The organism is Streptomyces botrytidirepellens (assembly GCF_003721215.1).
Classification (GTDB): Bacteria; Actinomycetota; Actinomycetes; order Streptomycetales; family Streptomycetaceae; genus Streptomyces; species Streptomyces himastatinicus.
In genome coordinates this window covers 1-20,024 of record NZ_RIBZ01000211.1, presented here as the reverse complement: position 1 = coordinate 20,024, position 20,024 = coordinate 1, and the positions used below count along the sequence as shown (strand labels likewise).

19 protein-coding genes and 1 pseudogene are annotated in these 20,024 nt (G+C 71.9%); 13 read left to right on the top strand and 7 right to left on the bottom strand.

All coding sequences use genetic code 11. The annotated features are described in order from the left end of the window. Positions 1-38 precede the first annotated feature (38 nt). Positions 39-596 (top strand): NADPH-dependent FMN reductase, encoded by a 558-nt coding sequence (gene ssuE, locus EEJ42_RS16200; protein WP_123100644.1) that lies wholly within the window; start codon positions 39-41, stop codon positions 594-596. A 102-nt stretch (positions 597-698) separates the two neighbouring features. After that, positions 699-2,144, top strand: a complete 1,446-nt coding sequence (locus tag EEJ42_RS16195; RefSeq protein WP_123100638.1) for a pentapeptide repeat-containing protein — start codon at positions 699-701, stop codon at positions 2,142-2,144. Here EEJ42_RS16195 and EEJ42_RS16190 read toward each other — a convergent pair. Further along, positions 2,121-3,656: an FAD-dependent monooxygenase gene (locus EEJ42_RS16190; RefSeq protein WP_123100637.1), complete on the bottom strand. Its 1,536-nt coding sequence runs from the start codon at positions 3,654-3,656 to the stop codon at positions 2,121-2,123. The genes EEJ42_RS16195 and EEJ42_RS16190 overlap by 24 nt on opposite strands. A 56-nt stretch (positions 3,657-3,712) precedes the next feature. On the opposite strand from EEJ42_RS16190, the gene EEJ42_RS16185 reads away from it, so the two are divergent. Both EEJ42_RS16185 and EEJ42_RS16180 read left to right on the top strand, forming a co-directional pair. Next, complete coding sequence (locus tag EEJ42_RS16185) at positions 3,713-4,435, top strand: TetR/AcrR family transcriptional regulator (protein WP_123100636.1); 723 nt, start codon at positions 3,713-3,715, stop codon at positions 4,433-4,435. 309 nt (positions 4,436-4,744) lie between these two features. Further along, positions 4,745-6,100 (top strand): phosphatase PAP2 family protein, encoded by a 1,356-nt coding sequence (locus EEJ42_RS16180; protein ID WP_123100635.1) that lies wholly within the window; start codon positions 4,745-4,747, stop codon positions 6,098-6,100. On the opposite strand, the gene EEJ42_RS16175 is transcribed toward EEJ42_RS16180, so the two are convergent. Further along, entirely contained in the window at positions 6,092-6,496 is a 405-nt protein-coding gene (locus EEJ42_RS16175) for a VOC family protein (protein ID WP_123100634.1), read from the bottom strand. The two genes, EEJ42_RS16180 and EEJ42_RS16175, sit on opposite strands and share 9 nt — an antisense overlap. 160 nt (positions 6,497-6,656) lie before the next feature. Here EEJ42_RS16175 and EEJ42_RS16170 point away from each other — a divergent pair, with 160 nt between their 5' ends. Beyond that, positions 6,657-7,544 carry a LysR family transcriptional regulator gene (locus tag EEJ42_RS16170; RefSeq protein WP_123100633.1) on the top strand — a complete coding sequence of 296 codons (888 nt, stop codon included), beginning with the start codon at positions 6,657-6,659 and terminating at the stop codon, positions 7,542-7,544. A gap of 27 nt (positions 7,545-7,571) precedes the next feature. On the opposite strand, the gene rox is transcribed toward EEJ42_RS16170, so the two are convergent. Next, a complete protein-coding gene (gene rox, locus EEJ42_RS16165) occupies positions 7,572-9,014 on the bottom strand; it encodes a rifampin monooxygenase (protein ID WP_123100643.1) in 1,443 nt (480 codons plus the stop codon). Between the two features lie 157 nt (positions 9,015-9,171). Beyond that, the gene (locus EEJ42_RS16160; protein ID WP_123100632.1) at positions 9,172-10,074 is read right to left on the bottom strand and encodes an EamA family transporter; all 903 of its coding nucleotides are present in this window, start codon (positions 10,072-10,074) and stop codon (positions 9,172-9,174) included. 70 nt (positions 10,075-10,144) lie between these two features. Here EEJ42_RS16160 and EEJ42_RS16155 point away from each other — a divergent pair, with 70 nt between their 5' ends. Next, the gene (locus EEJ42_RS16155; RefSeq protein ID WP_123100631.1) at positions 10,145-11,023 is read left to right on the top strand and encodes a LysR family transcriptional regulator; all 879 of its coding nucleotides are present in this window, start codon (positions 10,145-10,147) and stop codon (positions 11,021-11,023) included. Here EEJ42_RS16155 and EEJ42_RS16150 read toward each other — a convergent pair. Then, the gene (locus EEJ42_RS16150; protein ID WP_246096774.1) at positions 10,986-11,657 is read right to left on the bottom strand and encodes a VOC family protein; all 672 of its coding nucleotides are present in this window, start codon (positions 11,655-11,657) and stop codon (positions 10,986-10,988) included. The genes EEJ42_RS16155 and EEJ42_RS16150 overlap by 38 nt on opposite strands. A 202-nt stretch (positions 11,658-11,859) precedes the next feature. On the opposite strand from EEJ42_RS16150, the gene EEJ42_RS16145 reads away from it, so the two are divergent. Beyond that, positions 11,860-12,519, top strand: coding sequence for a TetR/AcrR family transcriptional regulator (locus EEJ42_RS16145; RefSeq protein WP_123100630.1), 660 nt, complete (start codon positions 11,860-11,862; stop codon positions 12,517-12,519). Between the two features lie 16 nt (positions 12,520-12,535). Here EEJ42_RS16145 and EEJ42_RS16140 read toward each other — a convergent pair whose 3' ends face one another. Further along, positions 12,536-14,017, bottom strand: coding sequence for an LVIVD repeat-containing protein (locus tag EEJ42_RS16140; protein WP_123100629.1), 1,482 nt, complete (start codon positions 14,015-14,017; stop codon positions 12,536-12,538). Between the two features lie 142 nt (positions 14,018-14,159). On the opposite strand from EEJ42_RS16140, the gene EEJ42_RS16135 reads away from it, so the two are divergent. Further along, the gene (locus tag EEJ42_RS16135; RefSeq protein ID WP_123100628.1) at positions 14,160-14,831 is read left to right on the top strand and encodes a DUF305 domain-containing protein; all 672 of its coding nucleotides are present in this window, start codon (positions 14,160-14,162) and stop codon (positions 14,829-14,831) included. A 232-nt stretch (positions 14,832-15,063) separates the two neighbouring features. Next, complete coding sequence (locus EEJ42_RS16130; RefSeq protein ID WP_123100627.1) at positions 15,064-16,407, top strand: FAD-dependent oxidoreductase; 1,344 nt, start codon at positions 15,064-15,066, stop codon at positions 16,405-16,407. Between the two features lie 13 nt (positions 16,408-16,420). On the opposite strand, the gene EEJ42_RS16125 is transcribed toward EEJ42_RS16130, so the two are convergent. Then, complete coding sequence (locus EEJ42_RS16125; RefSeq protein ID WP_246096772.1) at positions 16,421-16,792, bottom strand: ArsR/SmtB family transcription factor; 372 nt, start codon at positions 16,790-16,792, stop codon at positions 16,421-16,423. Positions 16,793-17,020: 228 nt separating this feature from the next. Here EEJ42_RS16125 and EEJ42_RS16120 point away from each other — a divergent pair, with 228 nt between their 5' ends. From EEJ42_RS16120 to EEJ42_RS16105, 4 genes and pseudogenes are all read left to right on the top strand, one after another. Beyond that, positions 17,021-18,112 carry a WD40/YVTN/BNR-like repeat-containing protein gene (locus tag EEJ42_RS16120; protein WP_123100625.1) on the top strand — a complete coding sequence of 364 codons (1,092 nt, stop codon included), beginning with the start codon at positions 17,021-17,023 and terminating at the stop codon, positions 18,110-18,112. 58 nt (positions 18,113-18,170) lie between these two features. Continuing rightward, on the top strand, positions 18,171-18,848 hold the full coding sequence (locus EEJ42_RS16115) for a uracil-DNA glycosylase (protein ID WP_123100624.1): 678 nt from the start codon (positions 18,171-18,173) through the stop codon (positions 18,846-18,848). A gap of 39 nt (positions 18,849-18,887) precedes the next feature. Next, complete coding sequence (locus tag EEJ42_RS16110) at positions 18,888-19,754, top strand: LURP-one-related family protein (protein WP_123100623.1); 867 nt, start codon at positions 18,888-18,890, stop codon at positions 19,752-19,754. 4 nt (positions 19,755-19,758) lie between these two features. Then, positions 19,759-20,024 (top strand): annotated as a pseudogene (locus EEJ42_RS16105) (ATPase); the annotation flags it as partial.

Here is a 20,024-nt window from a genome sequence, read left to right as displayed (position 1 = left end):
ACCGGCCCGCCCGTACCGACGATTTCGAGGTGACCCTCATGTCCACCGTCCTGTCCGTCTCCGGAAGCCCCTCCGCCACCTCCCGCACCGCCCGTCTGCTGCGCGGGCTGGACTCCCGGCTCGCCGCACAGGGGCACCAGGTGCTGCCGCTGGACGTCCGCACGCTTCCCGCCGAGGCCCTGCTGCACGCGGACTTCGGACATCCGGAGATCGTCCGCGCCACAGGGCTCGTCGCCCGGGCCGACGCCGTCGTCATCGGCACCCCGGTCTACAAGGCCGCGTACTCGGGGCTGCTGAAGGCGCTGCTCGACCTGCTGCCGCAGTACGCACTGGAGGGCAAGACCGTGCTGCCCCTGGCAACCGGCGGCAGCACCGCCCATGTGCTGGCCATCGACTACGGGCTGCGTCCGGTGCTCGCCTCCATGGGGGCGGCACACATCACGCCGGGCTGGTTCGTCCTGGACAAACACATCGAAGCACGGGACGACGGGAGTGTGGTGGTTGACGCCGCCGCGCGGGAAGGACTCGAACGGGTCGTCGACCAGTTCTCGGCCGTGCTGAGCAGCCCGGGTACCGCAGACGCCGTCGCCGCGTGACCGCGCCGCGTCGTCTTGCATACTTCGGCCGGTAGCTCTGGAAAAGCTCTGAACCGCACGACGGGGCCCACCGCCCTCGGCGGTCACCGCCACAGTAGGGGCATGCGAGCCTTTCGACAGTGGCCGCCGGGCGCGGCGTGGACCGCGGCGGCCGGTGCGTTGGTGGTGGGCGGGGCGCTGACGCTGGTGTTCACCCCCGTGGGCCGGTGGGTGGCGCAGTGGGCCTGGGGCCCGGACTGGCCACGGATGGACGATGCCGCCCGGTCGGCGGCCCTCGGACAGTTCCGGCTGGCCGTCGTCCAGACCGCGGCGTTCCTCGGCGCGGGCACGGCGCTCGTCCTCACCGGATTCACCTACCGCCTCTCCCGCCGCGGCCAGGTCACCGACCGTTTCACCAAGGCCCTCGAACGGCTCGGGTCGCCGGATCTGCATGTGCGCATCGGCGGGATCCTGGTGCTGGAGGAGTTCGTGCGGGACTGGCCCGAGCAGGCCACCCACGCCGCCCATGTCCTGGGCGCCTTCGTCCGCGACCGCGCCCCGCGCGCCCGCCGCCCCAAGGCGCGGGGCGCCCACGACGCACGGGGCGCCGCCGCGCTGCGCGGCGCCCTCAACGAGAAGGCGCCCCCATCCCTCGCCCGCGCGAGGCTGCACGGGGCGCCCGATGCCGACGTACAGGCCGCCCTGACGGCGCTGACCCGTCCGGCGTCCCGCCTCCGCGCCCTCCCCCACCACACGATCGACCTGAGCGAACTCGACCTGTCCTACGCCGAGTTGAGCCGCGCGGACCTCGCGGGCGCACGGCTCGTCGATACGGACCTCACCGGCGCCCGCCTGGCCGGAGCGAAACTGACCGCCACCTGCCTCCAGGGCGCCGACCTCACCCGCGCCGAGCTGGACGGCGCCGACCTCACCTACGCGCAGCTCGACCGCGCGGATCTCTCGTCCGCCACGCTCGAACGAGCCGACCTCAGCGGCGCCTGGCTCAACGGCGCGAACCTCACCGGTGCCCGACTCGACGAGGCCGACCTCACCCGTGCCCAGATGGACCGCACCGACCTCACCGGGGCCCACCTCGACGCCGCGAACCTCACCGACGCCCAGATCCAGCGTGCGAACCTCAGCGAGGCCCGCCTCGTGGAAGCGGACCTCACCCGCGCCTGCCTCGACGCGGATCTGACCGGCGCCGCCCTGCACGGCGCCGTCCTCACCGATACCTGGCTCGGCAGCGCGGACCTGCGGGAGGTCGGACTCCTCTCGGCGGAGCAGGTGGCGGCGGCCTGCCCCACCCCGACCACGCGGCTGCCGTCCGAGATCGCCGACGATCCCCGGGTCACCGGCCGCATCGCCACCGTCGCGACGTGGGGATTCCGATGGAACGTCACCACCGTCTCCGTCACCTTCACCCGGCGGACGGCCCGTGGCACACGCGGCGCGAAAGGCGACGAGATACTGGCCTTCCGGCGCAACGCCATCGAGACGGGCCCCGCGACGCACGGCTCCGGGAGCGGGGAGGTCTCCGCGGTCTCACCGTCGATGAAGAAGAGGTGAGGCCGACGGCGCACCGGCCCATTGGCGCAGGACGGCTTCGAGATCGGTGACGGCGGCGGGGTCGGTGGCGTCGGAGGCCCAGGCGACCACCCCGTCCGGGCGTACCAGTACCCCGGTCGGCGTGGCCCGATCGTCGGTCACGCTGCTCACGCGCCCGGCCCAGGGGGCGGCGCGGCGGGCGAACACGCCGCCCGGGGTGCGGTCGAGCAGCAGGAACCCGCCACCGTGGCCGTGGTCGGCCAGACGGGAGCCGTCGCCGAGCCATAGGTCGGGGGCGAACCGGCCGACCAGCGGATGACCGCCGGGCAGGTCGATGCACTGCGTGACGCCGGAGATCTTCTTGACCGCGTAGGTCGCGCCCTCCCGCGTGCTCAGCAAGTCACCGACGACCTCCCGGAGCGCGGCCGATGGGGCGTCCCCGCGCATCACCCCGGTCTGGGCCCGCGTCCAGTCCAGCACCCAGGCGCCGAGGGGGCGGCGCTCGGCGTCGTAGGTGTCGAGTAGCCCTTCGGGTGCCCAACCGGCGGCCACGCCACCGAGCTTCCAGCCGAGGTTCATCGCGTCGCCGACCCCGAGGTTGAGCCCCTGACCGCCGAACGGCGAGTGCACGTGCGCGGCGTCTCCGGCCAGCAGCACCCGCCCCGAACGGTAGGCCGCGGCCTGGCGGGCGTTGTCGGTCCAGCGGGTCGCTGCGCCGCGCAGCGCGGTCACCGTGACGTCGGTGCCCGAGACCCGGCGCAGGCTGGTCTGCACCTCCTCCAGGGTGACCGGCACCGACCGGTCGGCGGGAGGGCCGTCGAACTCCACGGTCACCACCCGCCCGGGCTGCGGCCCGTAGCGGTACGCGCCCCGGGTCGACCACACCCAACCGCTTGCCAGCATCGAAGGGTCGGCGATGTCGACGACCGCCAGGTGTCCGGTGAGTTCGGGGGCGGTGCCGGGGAAGTCGATGCCCGCGAGGCGGCGTACGGTGCTGCGCCCGCCGTCGCACCCGACCAGCCAGCCGGTGCGCACCGGGCCGGCAGTGGTGCCGACGAGCACGCCGTCGCCGGTGTCGTCGAGCGCGGTGACCCCCACCCCGCGGCGCACCGGTATGCCGAGTCGCACGACATGGTCGGCCAGGAGTGCCTCCAGCTCACGCTGCGGCACCCACCTCGCCCCGGCGACCGCGGTGTGCGCGGCGAGGTCGGGGTCGGACCAGTCCACGCGGTCGGGGTCGAGGACCATCCCCGCGAAGTGCCCGGTGAACCGCGACTCGGGCGCCCGCCGACCGTCATCGGGCGGTGAGAGCAGCTCTCGCTGCACCTGCTCGGCAGCGGGCAGCAGGCCGCGGCGGTCGAGTGCCTCGGCCGTCGGCACGTTGATCGCCCCCGCCTTCATCGCCTCGTCCGGCTCGGCCCGTCTCTCGAGTACCTGCACCGTCGCCCCGGCGAGCGCCAGCTCCGCGGCGAGCACGAGGCCCACCGGCCCGGCTCCGACCACGGTCACGTCGACGTCCTGGTTCACATCCATCGTCACGAACAGTGTTCTATGCACGAACGCTGTTCGTGTCAAGGTAGAGTGGCCGGGTGAACCCCAGAGAGCGACGCGCGGCACGCCACCAGCCGCCGAACCCCGAGGCCGAAGCCGACCCCAGGCCACGGCGCCGCAAGGCCCCGATCACCGTGGACCAGGTCATCGACACCGCGCTGGACGTCATCGCCACGGAGGGCTACGAGGCGCTGACCATGCGCCGACTGGCCGGGGCCCTCGACACCGGTCCCGCCTCGCTCTACGCCCACGTGGTCAACAAGGCCGACCTCGACGAGCTGCTCATCGGGCGGCTGTGCGCCGAGCTCGTCCTGCCCGAGCCCGACCCGGCGGCCTGGCGGGAGCAGATCCGCGGGGTGTGCGCGCAGATCCGCGACCGGTACCTGACGTACCCCGGCATCTCCCGCGCGGCACTCGCCATGGCCCCCACCAACGTCGAGACCTTGCGCGTCAGCGAAGGCATGCTGGCGATCCTGCTCGCCGGTGGCGTCGCCCCGCAGGCCGCCGCCTGGGCCATCGACGCCCTCTTGCTGTACGTGGCCGCCTACTGCCTCGAGGCGTCGATCGTGCGCCAGCGATCGGCGCACGACGACGCCGTGTGGGTCGTCGACCGCGCCGAACTGCTCCGCCGGTTCACCGCCTTGCCCGCCGAGACCTTCCCCCACACCACCCGCCACGCCGCCGAACTCACCGCGGGCGAGGGCCACGACCGGTTCGACTTCACCCTCGCCCTGATGATCGACGGCCTCGCACACCGCTAGACGGTGCGAGCACGCAGCCCGACGGAAGCCTGAACCGCTGCACGCTTGGCACATTATTTCTTCCGCCGGGATCGGAACCGTCTGGGAAAGCGGAGCGTCAGTGATGACCACAAGGTGATCGTCGATGATGCGATCGGCAGCGGATTTCAAAACGCCGAACGATAGAGCGAATACACACCCGCGCCGCTCCGATAACATGATCGAACTCACGAAGAGCACCCTCATCGCCCGCCAAACCATGCCACTGGCGCGAAGAGGAAACCACCATCGAACACATCGGCCGAATAATTGATACCTAAAGAATCGCGAGTGTTTTCGCGAATAAACAGCAAAAAAGCGTTCGCCGCGTGGCGCCGGCCACGGGCGATCCTGTGGGTCACGGCGGGTGTGGCGACCCTCGGATTCCTCATCGGGCTGGAGATCACCGCACGCCGCTACGGCCTGCCGGGGCCGCTCACCAGCCAGGTGCAAGAGGTGATCATCGCCCCCAAATCGGGATTCCTGCTGTACGCCGGTATGGCGTTGATGATGGTGGTGCTCACCTGGCGGGAACGGTTCATCGCGACCGGTGCCGCGATCGGCATCGACGTCGTCTTCTTCCTGGTGCGGTGGGCGGTCGGGGCGAAGGTGACCGAGGGCCATCCCTTCGGCAACGGCGCGCTGTGGGTGATGCTGGGCTGTGCGGTCATCGCCCTCATGCGCCGCACCGGCCGGGAGCGTGCCCTGCTGCTGAAGGGCGTGGGGCTGGGCCTGCTGCTGGTGGCCGGGCGCAAGACCGGTGACACCTGGCTGCTCATCACGGCGAAGACCCGCCCGACGGTGCTCGACCCGTACCTGGCGATCGCCGACCACGCGCTGGGCAACCCCTCGTGGCTGGCGGGCCGGCTCCTCAAGGCCACCGGTCCGATCGGGACCCATCTCCTCGACTACGTCTACATCCAGCTACCGGTGGCCGCGGTCATCGTCACGCTGTACCAGATGCGCAACGTGGCGACCGAGCGCCGCTTCCCGAGCCACCACCTGGTGCGCACCTTCCTGGTCATCGGCCTCCTCGGCCCGGCCATCTACATGATCTTCCCGGTGGTCGGACCGGTCTTCGCCTACGGCGGCGGCGCCTTCGGCACCGGCGGCGAGCACTGGGCGATCGCCACCCTGTGGCCGAACACACCGGCGCCGATCAATCCCCCGCACCCGGTGCTGTACGACAACCTCACCCCCCGCAACTGCATGCCCAGCCTGCACACGGCGTGGGCCACCGCGATCTTCATCCATTCCCGCAAGGGCCCACGGATTCTGCGATTCGCGGGCACCTTCTGGCTCGTTGCCACGCTCGGCGCGACCCTGGGATTCGGCTACCACTACGGCGTGGACCTCATTGCCGGTGTGGTGTTCGCGCTCACGATCGAGGCGGCGCTGCGTTCGTCCGCACGCGGCTGGGACAGGTCGGGAATCCAGCTGGTCGCCTACGGCACAGCGGTCTTCGCCGCGCTCCTGGTGGCGTATCGCCATCTGCCGATGGAGATGGCCCGGCATCCGTGGGTGTTCGGGCCGCTCCTCATTCTGGCGATGGCCTCGGTGATCCAGGGATACGTACGGACCACCCAGCTGTGGGACCCGAAAGTGCCGCCGGTGCCGCAGCCGGAACCGCAGCCCGAACTAGCGTGAGTCCTGCGGGTACCAGCGCAGTTCCACGGTGTTGCCGTCCGGGTCCCGCACATAGAGGGAGACCGCGGTGCCCCGGGCGCCGAAGCGCTCGCCGGGGCCGTCCAGCACCGTGAAGACGCCGGAATCGATGACCTGCTGCCAGTCGAGCGGCTCGACCACCAGACAGATGTGGTCGACGTTGGAGCCCTCCGGCCGCCCGCCGGGCGTCCCGTCGGGCGCCTCGACGAGGTCGATGATGGTCGTGGGGCTCACCCGCACGGACGGGAAGGACACCTCGCCCGCGCGCCACTCCTCCACCCGCACCGGTTCCAGCCCCAGCGGGCCGGTGTAGAAGGCGAGCGAACGCTCGACGTCGGCGACGTTCAGGACGAGGTGGTCGAAGGCGATCACGCGCATGGGTGTCTCCGCGGAGTCGGGGCGCCGGGGCGCCGGTGGGTTGCGTACGACGGGGCGCTTCGGCTGCCGTGTCCCGCCGTCGACCTCAGCATCGCCGAGCAGAGATCCATCGGTCCAACACATGTTTGTCATCCCATCCATCGTGTTTCACGATGGATGGATGGACCTCCAGCAGATGCGCTACGTCCTCGCGGTGGCGGAGACCGCGAGCTTCACCCGCGCCGCCGAGCGCTGCCACATCGTCCAGTCCGCGCTCAGCCACCAAGTGGCCCGGCTGGAAAAGGAACTGGGCGCCCGGCTGTTCGAGCGGACCAGCCGCCGGGTGCGGCTGACGACCGCCGGAGAGGCGTTCCTGCCCGCCGCCCGCCAGGCCCTGGAGGCGGCCGAGCGGGCCCGGGCGGAGGTGGCGGCGGCCACCGGCGAGATACGGGGCAAGCTGGCCGTCGGATCCATCTCCACCGTGGCCGCCGTCGACCTCCCGGCGGCGCTGCGGGACTACCGTCTGCGCTACCCCCGGGTGCGGATCAGCCTGCGGGTCGACTCCAGCGAGCGGCTCGTCGAGCAGGTGCGCGACGGCAGGCTGGACGCGGCGTTCCTCGGCGTACAGCCCGGATTCCGGCCGCAGGGCGTCCGTGACCGGGAACTCGCCCAGGGGCGGCACGTCGCCGTGGTCGCCCCGGGCCATCCGCTGGCGGCGGAAGACGAGGTGGACCTCCCCCGCCTCGCCGAGGAAGTGTTCGTGGACTTCGCCGACGGCAGCGCCGCCCGCGCCCAGTCGGACGAGGCGTTCGCGGCGGCCGGTCTGCGGCGCGAGGTCGCCTTCGAGGTGTCCGGCGTCGAACTCATGGCCCGGATGGTCCGCCACGGCCTGGGCATCGCCCTGCTGCCCGCGGCGTTCGCCGCCGACCTGCCCGGCCTGCGGAGCGTGCCGGTCCGCAACGGGCCGGTACGGGTGGAGCGCCTCGCCTGGAGCCGGTTCGCCCCCTCCCCCGCCGCCTCCGCCTTCCTCGCGCTGCTGGGCGTCAGCGAGCAGGGTGGGGGCTCATAAAGCCCCCACCCCGGCTCCTCCGAGCGGTCAGCCGACGGCGGCGCCGAACCACGTGGACAGGTGGCCGAGCAGATCCTGCTGGTCCTCGCCGACCCACGCCACATGGCCGTCCGGCCGCACCAGCACCGCGGGGGCGTCCAGTTCCTCGCTGACGTCGACGACGTGGTCGACCCGGTCCGCCCAGCCCGCCACCGAGAGCCGACCGGTCTGGTCGAGCAGCAGCCCGCGGCCGCCGTGCATCAGCTCGTAGAGGTGCCCCCGCTTCAGCGCCACGTTCCGCAGCCTCCGGCCGAGCAGTTCGTGGCCCTCGCCGACGTCGTAGCGGACGTCGACCGCGGTGATGATCCCGGTCACGTACCGGTTCACCTCCTCGAAGTCCATCAGCTTCGAGAACAGCTCGCGCAGCGCGGTCGCACCCGGGTCGGTCCCCAGCAGCGTCATCTGCGCGCGGGTGTTGTCCAGCACGGCGGCGCCCACCGGGTGTCGTTCGGCGTGGTAGGTGTCCAGCAGCCCGTCCGGCGCCCAGCCGTTCACCGCGGCGGCCAGCTTCCAGCCGAGGTTGAACGCGTCCTGGATGCCGAGGTTGAGTCCCTGCCCGCCGGTCGGCGGGTGGATGTGCGCCGCGTCGCCCGCCAGCAGCACCCGGCCGACCCGGTAGCGCTCGGCCTGCCGGGTGGCGTCGCCGAACCGGGACAGCCAGCGCGGCGAGTGCACGCCGAAGTCGGTGCCCGCGGTGGCCCGCAGCTGCTGACGGAACTCCTCCAGGGTCGGCGGAGACGTCCGGTCCTCCGCCACGCCGTCGGCGGGCACGCCGATGCGGTACACCCCCTCGTTCCCGTCCACGTCGGGGATGGCCCCGAACCGCAGCTGGGTCTTGCGGACTTCCTCGACGACGGCGGCGATCGTCGCCGGGTCCTCGGTCGCCTCCATGTCCCCCAGCAGCGTCTCGACCTTTGCGGGCTCGCCGGGAAAGCCGACGCCGAGACGCTTGCGCACCAGGCTGCGGCCGCCGTCGCAGCCGACCAGGTAGCGCGAGCGCAGGTGCGTGCCGTCCGCCAGCTCGACGGTCACCCCGTCGTCCTCTGCGGACTGGCTCAGCCCGACCACCTCGCAGCCGCGCCGGATCTCGGCCCCGGCTTCGAGGACACGCTCGTTGAGCAGCCGCTCGGTGAGCTGCTGCGAGACGGCCAGGCCGTACGGGTGTGCCGTGTCCAGCCGGTCCGGCCACGGCTTCATGATGCCGCCGAAGAGGCCACCGACCTGGAACGTCGAGCTGACCGCGAGGAACCGGTCCAGCAGGCCGCGCTGGTCCATCATCTCGACACTGCGTGCGTGCAGACCGCGCCCGCGGGACTGCCGGGTCGGCTCGGTCAGCCTCTCCAGCACGACCACGTGCACGCCGTGCAACCGCAACTCGGCGGCCAGCATCAGCCCGGTCGGTCCGCCGCCGACCACGATCACATCAATCATGAAAACCCCGCCCATTCCCCCAGGTTCCTGCCCTGGGCGGGTTATTCTGCGGCACGGCCGGGGCCTTGCCGCAAGGCCCCTGGTGCGCTATATGTTGAGAGTGGCAAGGAGAGCGGATGACCTCCTTGCCTTTCGTTTTGCCGTCTCCTGTGCCGCCTCAGCGGTTGCCCGTACGCACCGCCCCCGCGCTCGCCGCGACCACCATCGCGATCGCGGCGCACTGCGGCAGCGACAGCCCCTGGCCCAGCACCAGATAGCCCGCCGCCGCGGCGACGGCCGGCGCCAGGCTCGTCAGGACCGCGAACGTCGCCGCGGGCAGCCGTCGCAGGGCGAGCAGTTCCAGGGCGTAGGGCACGCCCGAGCTCATCACCGCGATCGCCAGGCCCAGGCCGAGCGCCACCGGGTCCAGCAGGGCCCCGCCCGATGCCCCGACGCCCAGCGGCAGGCTGATCAACGCGGCGACGGACATCGCGATCGTCAGGCCGTCCAGGCGCGGGAAGCGGGCGCCGGCGCGGGCGTTGAGGACGATGTACGCCGCCCACATCACCCCGGCGCCGAGCGCGAAGGCCACGCCCGCGGCGTCGAGTTGCCCGAAGCCGCCGTGCCCCAGCAGGTACACCCCGGCCAGGGCGAGACAGGCCCACAGCAGGCTGGTGGCGCGGCGCGAGGCGACGACCGACAGCAGCAGCGGGCCGAGCACCTCGATGGTGACCGCGGCCCCCAGCGGGACGCGGTCGACCGCCTGGTAGAAGAGGATGTTCATGCCGCCCAGGGCCGCGCCGAACCCGCAGGCCACCGCCCAGTCCGTGCGCGCGTATCCGCGCAGCCGGGGCCGGGTGATGACCAGCAGCAGCAACGCGGCGATCGTGATCCGCAGCGCGACCGTGCCGAGCGCCCCGGCCCGAGGGAACAGCAGCGCAGCGCACGCCGACCCGAACTGCACGGACACGGTGCCGATGAGGAGCAGGCCGACGCCGCCGAGGGTGCCACGGCCGGGGGTGTGGCGGAGGAGGACGGGGGCGGTCGTCGTCGCGGGAGCGCGGGGCGCCGGGGATGTCATGCCCCTCACGCTAGGAACCCGGCCCACGCCGTGTGAAATGCGCGATTCCCTGCGGTTATGCTTCTCGGGCATGACCATTGAGCTGCGGCACCTGCGCGCCTTCCTCGCCATCGCCGAGGAGGGCAACGTCACGCGCGCCGCCGCCCGTCTCCATCTGAGCCAGCCCGCGCTCTCGCGCACGCTGCGCCAGATCGAGGAACACTTCGGCACCCGTCTCGTCGACCGCTCGACCCATCACCTCCGGCTGACCGCGGAGGGCCGTACGTTCCGCGACAAGGCCCTCGCCGCCCTGTCCGCCGTCGAGACCGCCCTCGACCCCCGGGGCCTGAAGAGCCGGCCGCTACGGCTGGGCCACCCCTGGGCGGCGCTCGGCGACCACACCGTCCCGCTGCTGCGCCGCTGGGACGAGACCCACCCCGGCACCCCGCTGGAGCTGCTCCGCATCGACGACCGCACCGCGGGCCTCACCCAGGGGAAGGTCGACGCGGCCCTGCTGCGCGGCGAGGTCACCGCGGACGGTCTCCGCACGGAGCTGCTGACGTCCGAGGAGCGGGTGGTGGTCATGCCCGCGGACAGCCCGCTGGCGGCCCTCCCCCGGGTCACCCTGGCGGACCTCGCCGCCCATCCGATCGCCCTCAACACCGTCTCCGGCACCACGACGATGGACCTGTGGCCGCCGACGGCCCGGCCCGTCGCGGCCATCGAGGTGACCAACACCGACGAGTGGCTCATCGCCATCGCGGCGGGCCGCGCCGTGGGGATCTCCACCTCGGCCACCCCGAGCCATCACACCCACCCCTCGCTGGTCTTCCGCCCCCTCACGGACGCACCGGCCATTCCCGTCGTCCTGGCCTGGCGCGAGGGGCTGGGGCATCCGGCCATCCCCAACCTGGTGGCGCTCGCCCACCAGGTCATCGCGGCCGACGGGGCGCGGCGCACCACCGGTTGACCGACGCGCCACCCCTGCCGTTCATGGGTCCAGGCGGCGGACACGGACGCTCAGCCCCTCCGGGCCGCTCACCCTCGCGTCGCGGAGACCGGTCTCGTCCCACCCGGTGACGGCGTCCGGGCCGTGGTCGCGGGTGCGCGCGAGGACGCCGTCCAGGTCCTCGACGGCGACGACGAGTTCCCAAAACCATGCGGTGGGGGGCGCCCGCGGTGCGGGGCGGGAACCCCCACCCGCTGAACCGATACGGCTGCCACAGGGAGAAGGCGGCGCCCACCGGATCGATCAAGGTCGCCATGCGGCCCTGATCGCCCGCGTCGAAGGGAGGGACGACGAGGCGGGCGCCGCGCGCCGTCGCCGCTTCGGTGCGGCGGTCGACGTCGTCGACCGCGAGGTAGTACGCGATGTGCGCGGGGGTTCCCGGTGGGTACACCGGTTGCGCGAGGTCGCTCACGCCGCCGATCCGGTGACCGTCGACGGCTATCGCGGTGGTCTGGCGCCAGTCCTCCTCGTCCACCGCGAAGTGCCAGCCCAGTGTCTTCGAGAAGAAGGCGGCGGTGCCGGGCAGATCACGGGTCTTGAGGTCCATCCAGCAGAACGCGTTCGCTTCGTCGTCACCGGGTTGATGCGTCGTCATGGCGGCATCCTGCCGGCGTGGAACTCGCCGTCACCGTCGTGTCGGCGAGCTGACGTCCGTAGGGAGATGAACCCGCCGGTTCGGACGATCCCCCGCGTCGCCCGAACCGGCGGAGGTTACAAGCCATCCTCGGAAGATCGTCGGACAGCATCCTGCCGCCTGAGTATATTGGCTCGCAGCCAACCAACGCAGGAGTTATAGCTTGTCCCCCCGCAGCCCGTCGGTCAATGAGGAGTTGCGCCGCCGGTCCCAGGCCCGTCTGCTGCAAGCGACGGTGGAACTGGTCGGTGAGCGCGGCTACGAGGCGACGACGCTCGCCGACATCGCCGACCGGGCGGGGGCCGCCCGGGGGCTGGTCTCGTACTACTTCCCGGGCAAGCGCCAGCTGCTCCAGACCGCCGTGCACCGGCTGATGCACGAGGAACTGGCCAGGGCCCTGGAGCGCGAACCGCGCCCGGAGGGCGAGGGCGCGGGCCGCGAACTGCTGGCGCGCGCGATCGACGCGATCCTGGGGCTCGCCCGGGACCAACCGCGGCTGATGCGGACGCACATGGCGGGGATCCTCACCGCGGAGGGGTTCATCCAGTGCCCGGAGCAGCAGCGGCTGGCCGCCCTGCTGCGCGACACGGTGACCCGCTACGGCTCCCGGGACCCGGAGGCCGACTACCGGCTGCTGCGCGCGCTGCTGATGGGCGCGGTGGTCGCGGTGCTGCTGCCGGGGGCGCCGATGGAGCCGGAGCGGCTGCGGACGGAGCTGTTCCAGCGCTATGGGCTGGACTGGGAGCTGGGAGTCCCGCCGGGCGGGGAGCCGCCCGGCGGGGTCCCGGCGAACGATCAGCCGGAGAAGGATCGGACAGGCTGACCGCTCGGGCGAGCCGTCAGCGGTAGTCCGGCTGCGTCTGGACGTTCAGCTCGCGCAGCCGCACCGACCGGGCGCTGTCCGTGCGCCGGTCGTCGATCTTCAGGACGTCGAAGCCCTTGGTCATGTCGTTCGAGTAGATGTGGCCGTTGTAGTAGTACGCGGACCAGGAGCCGCCGGAGACCAGCGTGTCGGCCGAGATCGGGCCGCGTTCGAAGTAGCCGATCTCCTTGGGACGGGTGGAGTCGGTGAAGTCCCAGATGGACACGCCGCCCTGGTACCACGCCTGGACCATGATGTCGCGGCCCTTGGCGGGGATCAGCGAGCCGTTGTGGGCGACGCAGTTCTCGGTGGCGGCCTGGTGGCGCGGGATCTTGTAGTAGCTACGGAACTTCAACTTCCGCTTGTCGCCCTTGCCGACGATGTCGTAGATGCCGTCGGCGCCGCGCGTCGGGCCGGTCGCCTCGTTGCAGGTCGCACCCCTGCCGCCGCCCAGCTCATCGGTGAACACGACCTTGTTCCCGCGCTCGTTGAAGGTCGCCGAGTGCCAGAAGGCGAAGTTGACGTTGTCCTCGACCCGGTCGATGACCCGCGGTTTCGCGGGGTCGGCGATGTCGAGGAGGATGCCGTCGCCCATGCACGCGCCCGCCGCCAGCTTCAGCTCGGGGAACGTGGTGAGGTCGTGGCAGCCGGTGGTCTCGCTGACGCCCGGGTTGGTGGGGCCGCCGGGGTTGCCGCCGTCCGGGAAGAGGACGGGGAAGTCGATGACCGCGGCCTTCTCGGGCGCCTTGCGGGGCACCTTGATGACGGAGATGCCGTCGTGCGGGGGCTTGCAGTCCGGGAACGTCTCGCTGGGGTAGTACGAGGAGACGTAGACGTACACGTTCTTGCGGTCGGGCGCCAGGGTGTGGGTGTGCGAACCGCATGAGGTCTCGACGGCGGCGACGTAGCGCGGGTTGCGCTTGTCGCTGATGTCGAAGACCTTCATGCCCTCCCAGGAGGACTTCTCGGTGGCGGGCTGCGTGGTGCTGTTGCAGGAGTTGTCGCTGCGCGAGGAGTCGGTGGAGAGGAAGAGCAGGTCCCCGGAGACCGATACGTCGTTCTGCGCACCGGGGCAGAGCACCTGACTGACGATCGCCGGGCGCTTCGGGCGGCTGATGTCGTAGATGACGAAGCCGTCGTAGTTGCCCGCGAAGGCGTACTTGCCCTGGAAAGCGAGGTCCGAATTGGTTCCCTTGAGGTCCTGCTTGGGGATGTTGGTGAGGTGACTGACGTTGTCGCTGTGAACGATCTCGTCCACCCCGGGGATCTCGCCGTTCTCGATGGCGGCCCTGGTGCCGGATGCCTGATCCTTCGTCATCCGCTCGCTGTGCGGCGCGTCACCGGGGTCCGGTGTCGCGACCGCGGGGCTCGCCGCCAGCAACGAGGCCACCAGGCCAAGCGCGGCCACGGCCGCACCGAGGTATCTGCGCCGCTGCGGGGATCTTTCCCACGGCTTCACTGCGTCCTCCCTTACGTCCCTGATATCCGTTCGGAGTTGAAAGGTTCATTGGACGACGTGGGCAGTATCGCGCCTCTCATGTACACCACAACAGGCGGCAACATAGTCGTAAAGAAAATCCCGACTTCCCCTGGAGGCAACGGTGTTGCACCGGCGTACGAGGCTTCACACCGCATCCCTCGCGTTCGCGGTGACGGCCGCCGCCGTGATGCTCGCCCTCACCGGCTGTGAGGCGGACGGCGACAGGCCGGACGCGGGGAAGGGGAAGGACGGAAAGCCCGCGGTGATCGCCCCGGGGCGACCGGGCGAGGCGGCGGAGACGCTGTCGGCGGAGGAGGCGGCGAAGGCGGGCGACGACGACTCCCCCAACGCCGCAGACCGCCGTTACGTCGCCATGATGATCGAGCACCATCAGCAGGCCCTGGTCATGACCGACCTCGCCCCCGACCGCGCGAGATCGGCCAAGGTCAGACGGATCGCCGAGCGCATCGCGGCGGCGCAGCGACCGGAGATCGACGCGATGCGGGGCTGGCAGCAGACGTCCGGCGGCGGCACGGCCGACCAGCACCACCACGGCGGGACCGCGGACATGCCCGGCATGGCCACGCCGAAGCAGCTGGACGCGCTGCGCGCCGCCGAGGGGGCCGACTTCGACGCGCTCTTCCTCAAGCTGATGATCGCCCACCACCGGGGCGCGGTCTCCATGGCCACGGATGTGCTCGGCCGGGGCAACAACGTCCGGGTGGAGGAGATGGCCAACGAAGTGATCGCCCAGCAGAGCAGCGAGATCCGCCGGATGCAGCGGGTGACGTGAGCGGCCCGCCCGGGCGACCGGCGTGAGCGGCTCGCCCATGCCTCCCAGGCGGCTCGCCCGCGCGGCCTGCCCGGGCGGCTCGCCTGAGCGGGCCTCGTAAGCGGCTTGTGTCGGCGCCTCGCCTGCACCAGGAGCCCCTTCCGTCACTCGTCCTCGTCGTCCGGCGCGTAGCACCGCACACCGCCGCCCGCCGGGTGCGATGCTGGAGACAGCCTGCGGAAGGAGCTCCTCCGTGCTTCGCGTCGCCGTCGTGGGATCCGGGCCGAGCGGCGTTTACGCCGCCCAGGCGCTCGTCCAGCAGCAGGCCGTACCCGAGGTGTCGGTGCATGTGCTGGACCGGCTGCCCTGCCCGTACGGGCTGGTGCGCTACGGCGTCGCGCCCGACCACGAGAAGATCAAGTCGCTCCAGAACACCCTGCGCGCGGTCCTGGAGCACCCACGGGTCAGCTTCCTGGGCAATGTGCACGTGGGTCCCCCGCCGCTGGTGCCCGAGCGGCTGCTCGGGCTCTACCACGCGGTGGTCTACTGCGTGGGCGCGGCGACCGACCGGCGGCTCGGGGTGCCGGGCGAGGAGCTGACCGGCAGCTACTCCGCCACCGAGTTCGTCTCCTGGTACAGCGCCCATCCGGACGCCCCCGGCGACGCCTTCGCGCTCGGCGCGCGCTCCGCCGTCGTCGTCGGGGTCGGCAACGTCGCGGTGGACGTGGCCCGCATCCTGGCCCGCGGGGCGGAGGAGCTGCGGCCCACCGACGTGCCCCATCTCGCCCTCGGCGCGCTCGCCGACAGCCGGGTCGCCGATGTGCACGTGGTCGGGCGGCGCGGTCCGTCGCAGGCGAAGTTCACCACCAAGGAGCTGCGCGAGCTGGGCTCGCTGACCGGTGCCGATGTGCTCGTACATCCCGAGGAGCTGGCGCTGGACCCGGCGTACGGCGACCCCTCGGAGCTGCCCGCGGCCAACCGGCGCAACGTCGAGGTGCTGCGCGACTGGGCGCGGCGCGAGCCCATGGGCCGTCCGCGCCGCATCCATCTGCGCTTCTTCCTGCGGCCCGCGGCGCTGCTCGGCGAGGGCGCGGTGCGCGCCGTACGGTTCGAGCGGACCGCGCCGGACGGGCGGGGCGGGGTGGCGGGCACAGGGGTCTTCGAGGACATCGAGGCGCAGCTGGTGCTGCGGTCGGTGGGCTACCGGGGCGTTCCGCTGCCCGGGCTGCCGTTCGACGAGCAGCGGGGCACCGTGCCGAACGCGGCGGGGCGGGTGCTGCGCGGCGGTGTGCCCGCGCCCGGTGAGTACGTGGCGGGGTGGATCAAGCGCGGGCCGACCGGGGTGATCGGCACCAACCGTCCGTGCGCCAAGGAGACGGTCGCCTCGCTGCTCGCCGACGCGGACGCCCTGGCGGCGCGGCCGGTGGCCGGGGACCCGCTCGCGGCGCTGCGCGCGGCGGGGGTGGAGCCGGTCGAGTGGACGGGGTGGCTGCGGATCGAGGAGGCGGAGGCGACGCTCGGGGAGGCGCTGGGCCGTACGAGGGTGAAGATCCCGGACTGGACGGACCTGCTGGGCGCGGCCCGCGGGGAGGACTGAACCGGCGCGCGCCTCAGCGGTGGTCGCCCGCCCGGTCGTCCTGGCGGACGACGGCGGTCAGGACGCTGTCGAGCAGTCCGGGGAACAGCGCGTCCAGGTCCTCCCGGCGCAGCGCGTTCATCTTGGCGGTGCCCCGGTAGATCTGGTGGATCAGGCCGCATTCGCGCAGCACCCGGAAGTGGTGGGTGGTGGTCGACTTGCTGACGGGCAGGTCGAACACCGAACAGGACAGGTCGCAGCCCTCCTCGGCCAGGGTCCGCACGACCCGCAGCCGCATGGGGTCGGACAGCGCGTGCAGCACGTCCTCCAGCCGGATGTCCTCGCGCCGCGGATGCTCCAGCGAACGGCCCGTCCCCTGCGCCTGAGGTGTGGACTGCGTCTGCACGACTGCTGCTCCTCGTCGCGTCGTTCCGGGACCCACCATGGTACGAAGCCCCTCGTAGTTTGGCATCCGCCGTACGACAACGGCAGGACACACCCGCTCCCACCTGCGGGAAGCCGCTTCCACGGGCCGTTGTCGGTGGTGGGGTGCAGACTCTGTGATGCCGGACACATCCTTCGTCACTCTTCTCATCCCCTCCCCTCTCCCTACGTCCCAAGGAGTGAGTCCGTCATGGACGATGTTCTGCTCGCCGTCGGCACCCGCAAGGGTCTCTTCCTCGGCCGCCGCCGCTCCGGCCCGGGCTGGGATTTCACCGGGCCGCACTTCCCCATGCAGGCGGTGTACTCCGTCGGCATCGACACCCGACGCTCCGGCACGCCGCGGCTGCTGGCCGGAGCGGACAGCTCCCACTGGGGCCCGTCGGTCTTCCGCTCCGACGACCTCGGGGAGAGCTGGCACGAACCCGCCCGCCCGGCGGTGCGGTTCCCGGAGGGGACCGACACGTCGCTGGAGCGGGTGTGGCAGCTGCACCCGGCCGGGCCCGCCGCGCCCGACGTGGTCTACGCGGGCACCCAGCCGGGCGCGCTGTTCCGTTCCGAGGACGGCGGCGAGACCTTCGAGTTCGTCCGGAGCCTGTGGGACCACCCGCAGCGGCCCGAGTGGGGCGCGGGGTTCGGCGGCCAGGCGGTGCACACGGTGGTCACCGATCCCCGGGACGCCGACGCGGTGACGGTGGCCGTCTCGTCCGGCGGGGTGTACCGGTCGGTGGACGGCGGGGCGAGCTGGGCGCCGTCGAACAGCGGGCTCAGGGCGGAATTCCTGCCCGATCAGTACCCCGAGTTCGGGCAGTGCGTGCACAAGATCGCACAGGACGCGACCGACCCCGACCGGCTGTATCTCCAGAACCACGGCGGGGTGTACCGCAGCGACGACCGCGGGGCGCACTGGCAGGAGATCGGCAAGGGGCTGCCCGCCGACTTCGGGTTCGCGATCGCCGCCCATCCGCGGCGCGGCGGGGTCGCCTACCTCTTCCCGGTGTCCGACGGCTCGGACCGCTATCCGCCGGAGTACCGCTGCCGGGTCTTCCGCACCGAGGACGCGGGCGCGTCCTGGGAGGAGCGGTCCGCCGGACTGCCGGGCGAGCCGCACTACGGGGTGGTGCTGCGGGACGCGCTCCGTACGGATGACGCGGACCCGGTCGGGGTGTACTTCGGCAATCGCAACGGGGAGGTGTACGCGAGCGCGGACGAGGGCGAGACCTGGCAGCAGATCGCCCGCTACCTTCCCGATGTGCTCTGCGTGCGAGCGGCGGTGATCGGATGAGACCGTGACCGGGTGAGACGGCACGCGGCCACGCGCTGAGCCACTAGAGTGACGCGGTGTGGCTGCACGACCGTTGAACGAAATTGTGGAACCGGGCTGGGCCAAGGCACTTGAGCCCGTGGAAGAGCGCATCGCGGCGATGGGCGACTTCCTGCGGGCCGAGATCGCGGCGGGCCGCACCTATCTGCCCGCCGGACCGAATGTGCTGCGCGCCTTCCAGCAGCCCTTCGACGAGGTGAAGATCCTCATCGTGGGTCAGGATCCGTATCCGACGCCCGGTCATGCAGTGGGACTGAGCTTCTCGGTGGCGCCGGAGGTGCGGCCGCTGCCCGGCAGCCTGGAGAACATCTACCGCGAGCTGCACACCGACCTCGGTCTGCCCCGCCCGTCCAACGGCGATCTGACGCCCTGGACCCACCAGGGCGTGCTGCTGCTCAACAAGGCGCTCACCACGGCGCCGCGCCGCCCCGCGGCCCACCGCGGCAAGGGCTGGGAGGAGGTCACCGAGCAGGCCATCCGGGCGCTCGCCGCGCGCGGCCGTCCGCTGGTGTCCATCCTGTGGGGCCGCGACGCGCGCAACGTCCGCCCGCTGCTCGGGCCGCTCCCCTCGGTCGAGTCCGCGCACCCCTCCCCCATGTCGGCCGACCGGGGATTCTTCGGTTCGCGCCCGTTCAGCCGGGCCAACGACCTGCTCGTACAGCAGGGAGCGCAACCCGTCGACTGGCGCCTTCCCTGAGCGCTTCTTTCCAGGTGGGCGAGGGGTAGTCTGCCCGCCATGACGACTCATCCGAACACCCCTGCGGGCTGGTACGCCGACCCGCAGGGCACCCCCAACCAGCTGCGCTGGTGGGACGGCGCCCAGTGGACCGAGCACACCCACCCGGGGCAGCAGCCCGCACATCCCGGACAGCAGCAGGGCCACCCGGGGCAGCAGCCGGGTCACCTCCCGCCGCAGCAGGCCGCCCAGCCGCACCCCAACCCGGCCAAGGTCCAGCACCAGGTGCAGCAGCAGGCGCACGTCGCCCCGGGCGCGGGCGGCGGCGGCACGCTGTTCACCGAGCCGGTGCTGGTGGTGAACCAGAAGGCCAAGCTGATCGAGCTGACCAATGAGTACGGCGTCTTCGACCAGCACGGCCGGTCCATCGGGTCGGTGGTCCAGGTCGGCCAGAGCACGCTCAAGAAGGTCGCGCGGTTCGTGTCGAGCCTCGACCAGTTCATGACGCACAAGCTGGAGATCCGGGACGCGGCCGGGCAGCCGCATCTGGTGCTCACCCGGCCCGCCAAGTTCATCAAGTCCAAGGTGCTGGTGGAGCGCCCGGACGGCCAGCCGGTCGGCGAGATCGTCCAGCAGAACGCCATCGGAAAGATCAACTTCGGGATACAGGTCAACGGCCAGCAGATCGGCGCCATCAAGGCGGAGAACTGGCGCGCCTGGAACTTCGCCATCGTCGACCACACCGACACCGAGATCGCCCGGATCACCAAGACCTGGGAAGGTCTGGCGAAGACCATGTTCACGACGGCGGACAACTATGTCCTCCAGATCCACCGTCAGCTTCCCGACCCGCTGCTGAGCCTCGTGGTGGCCACCGCCCTGACCGTGGACACCGCGCTCAAGCAGGACTCGCGCGGGTTCGGCTGAGCCGGTGGACGATGCGACACATGTGCTCGGGATCGACTCGGGCGGATCGGGCGTACGGGTGGCCGTGGCGTGCGCCGGAGCCCAGCTCGGCGGCGCCGCAGAGACGCCGCTGACCTGGGCCTCGGCCACTCCCGCCGGGGTGGGTGACCGGGGCATCGACGCGGCCGGGCTGCTGGAGCGGGTGCTGCCCGCCGCCCAGGAGCTGCTGCGCCGGGCCGGGGCGCGCCGCCCGGCGGCCGTCTGCGTGGGCGCCGCGGGGATGGCCTCCCT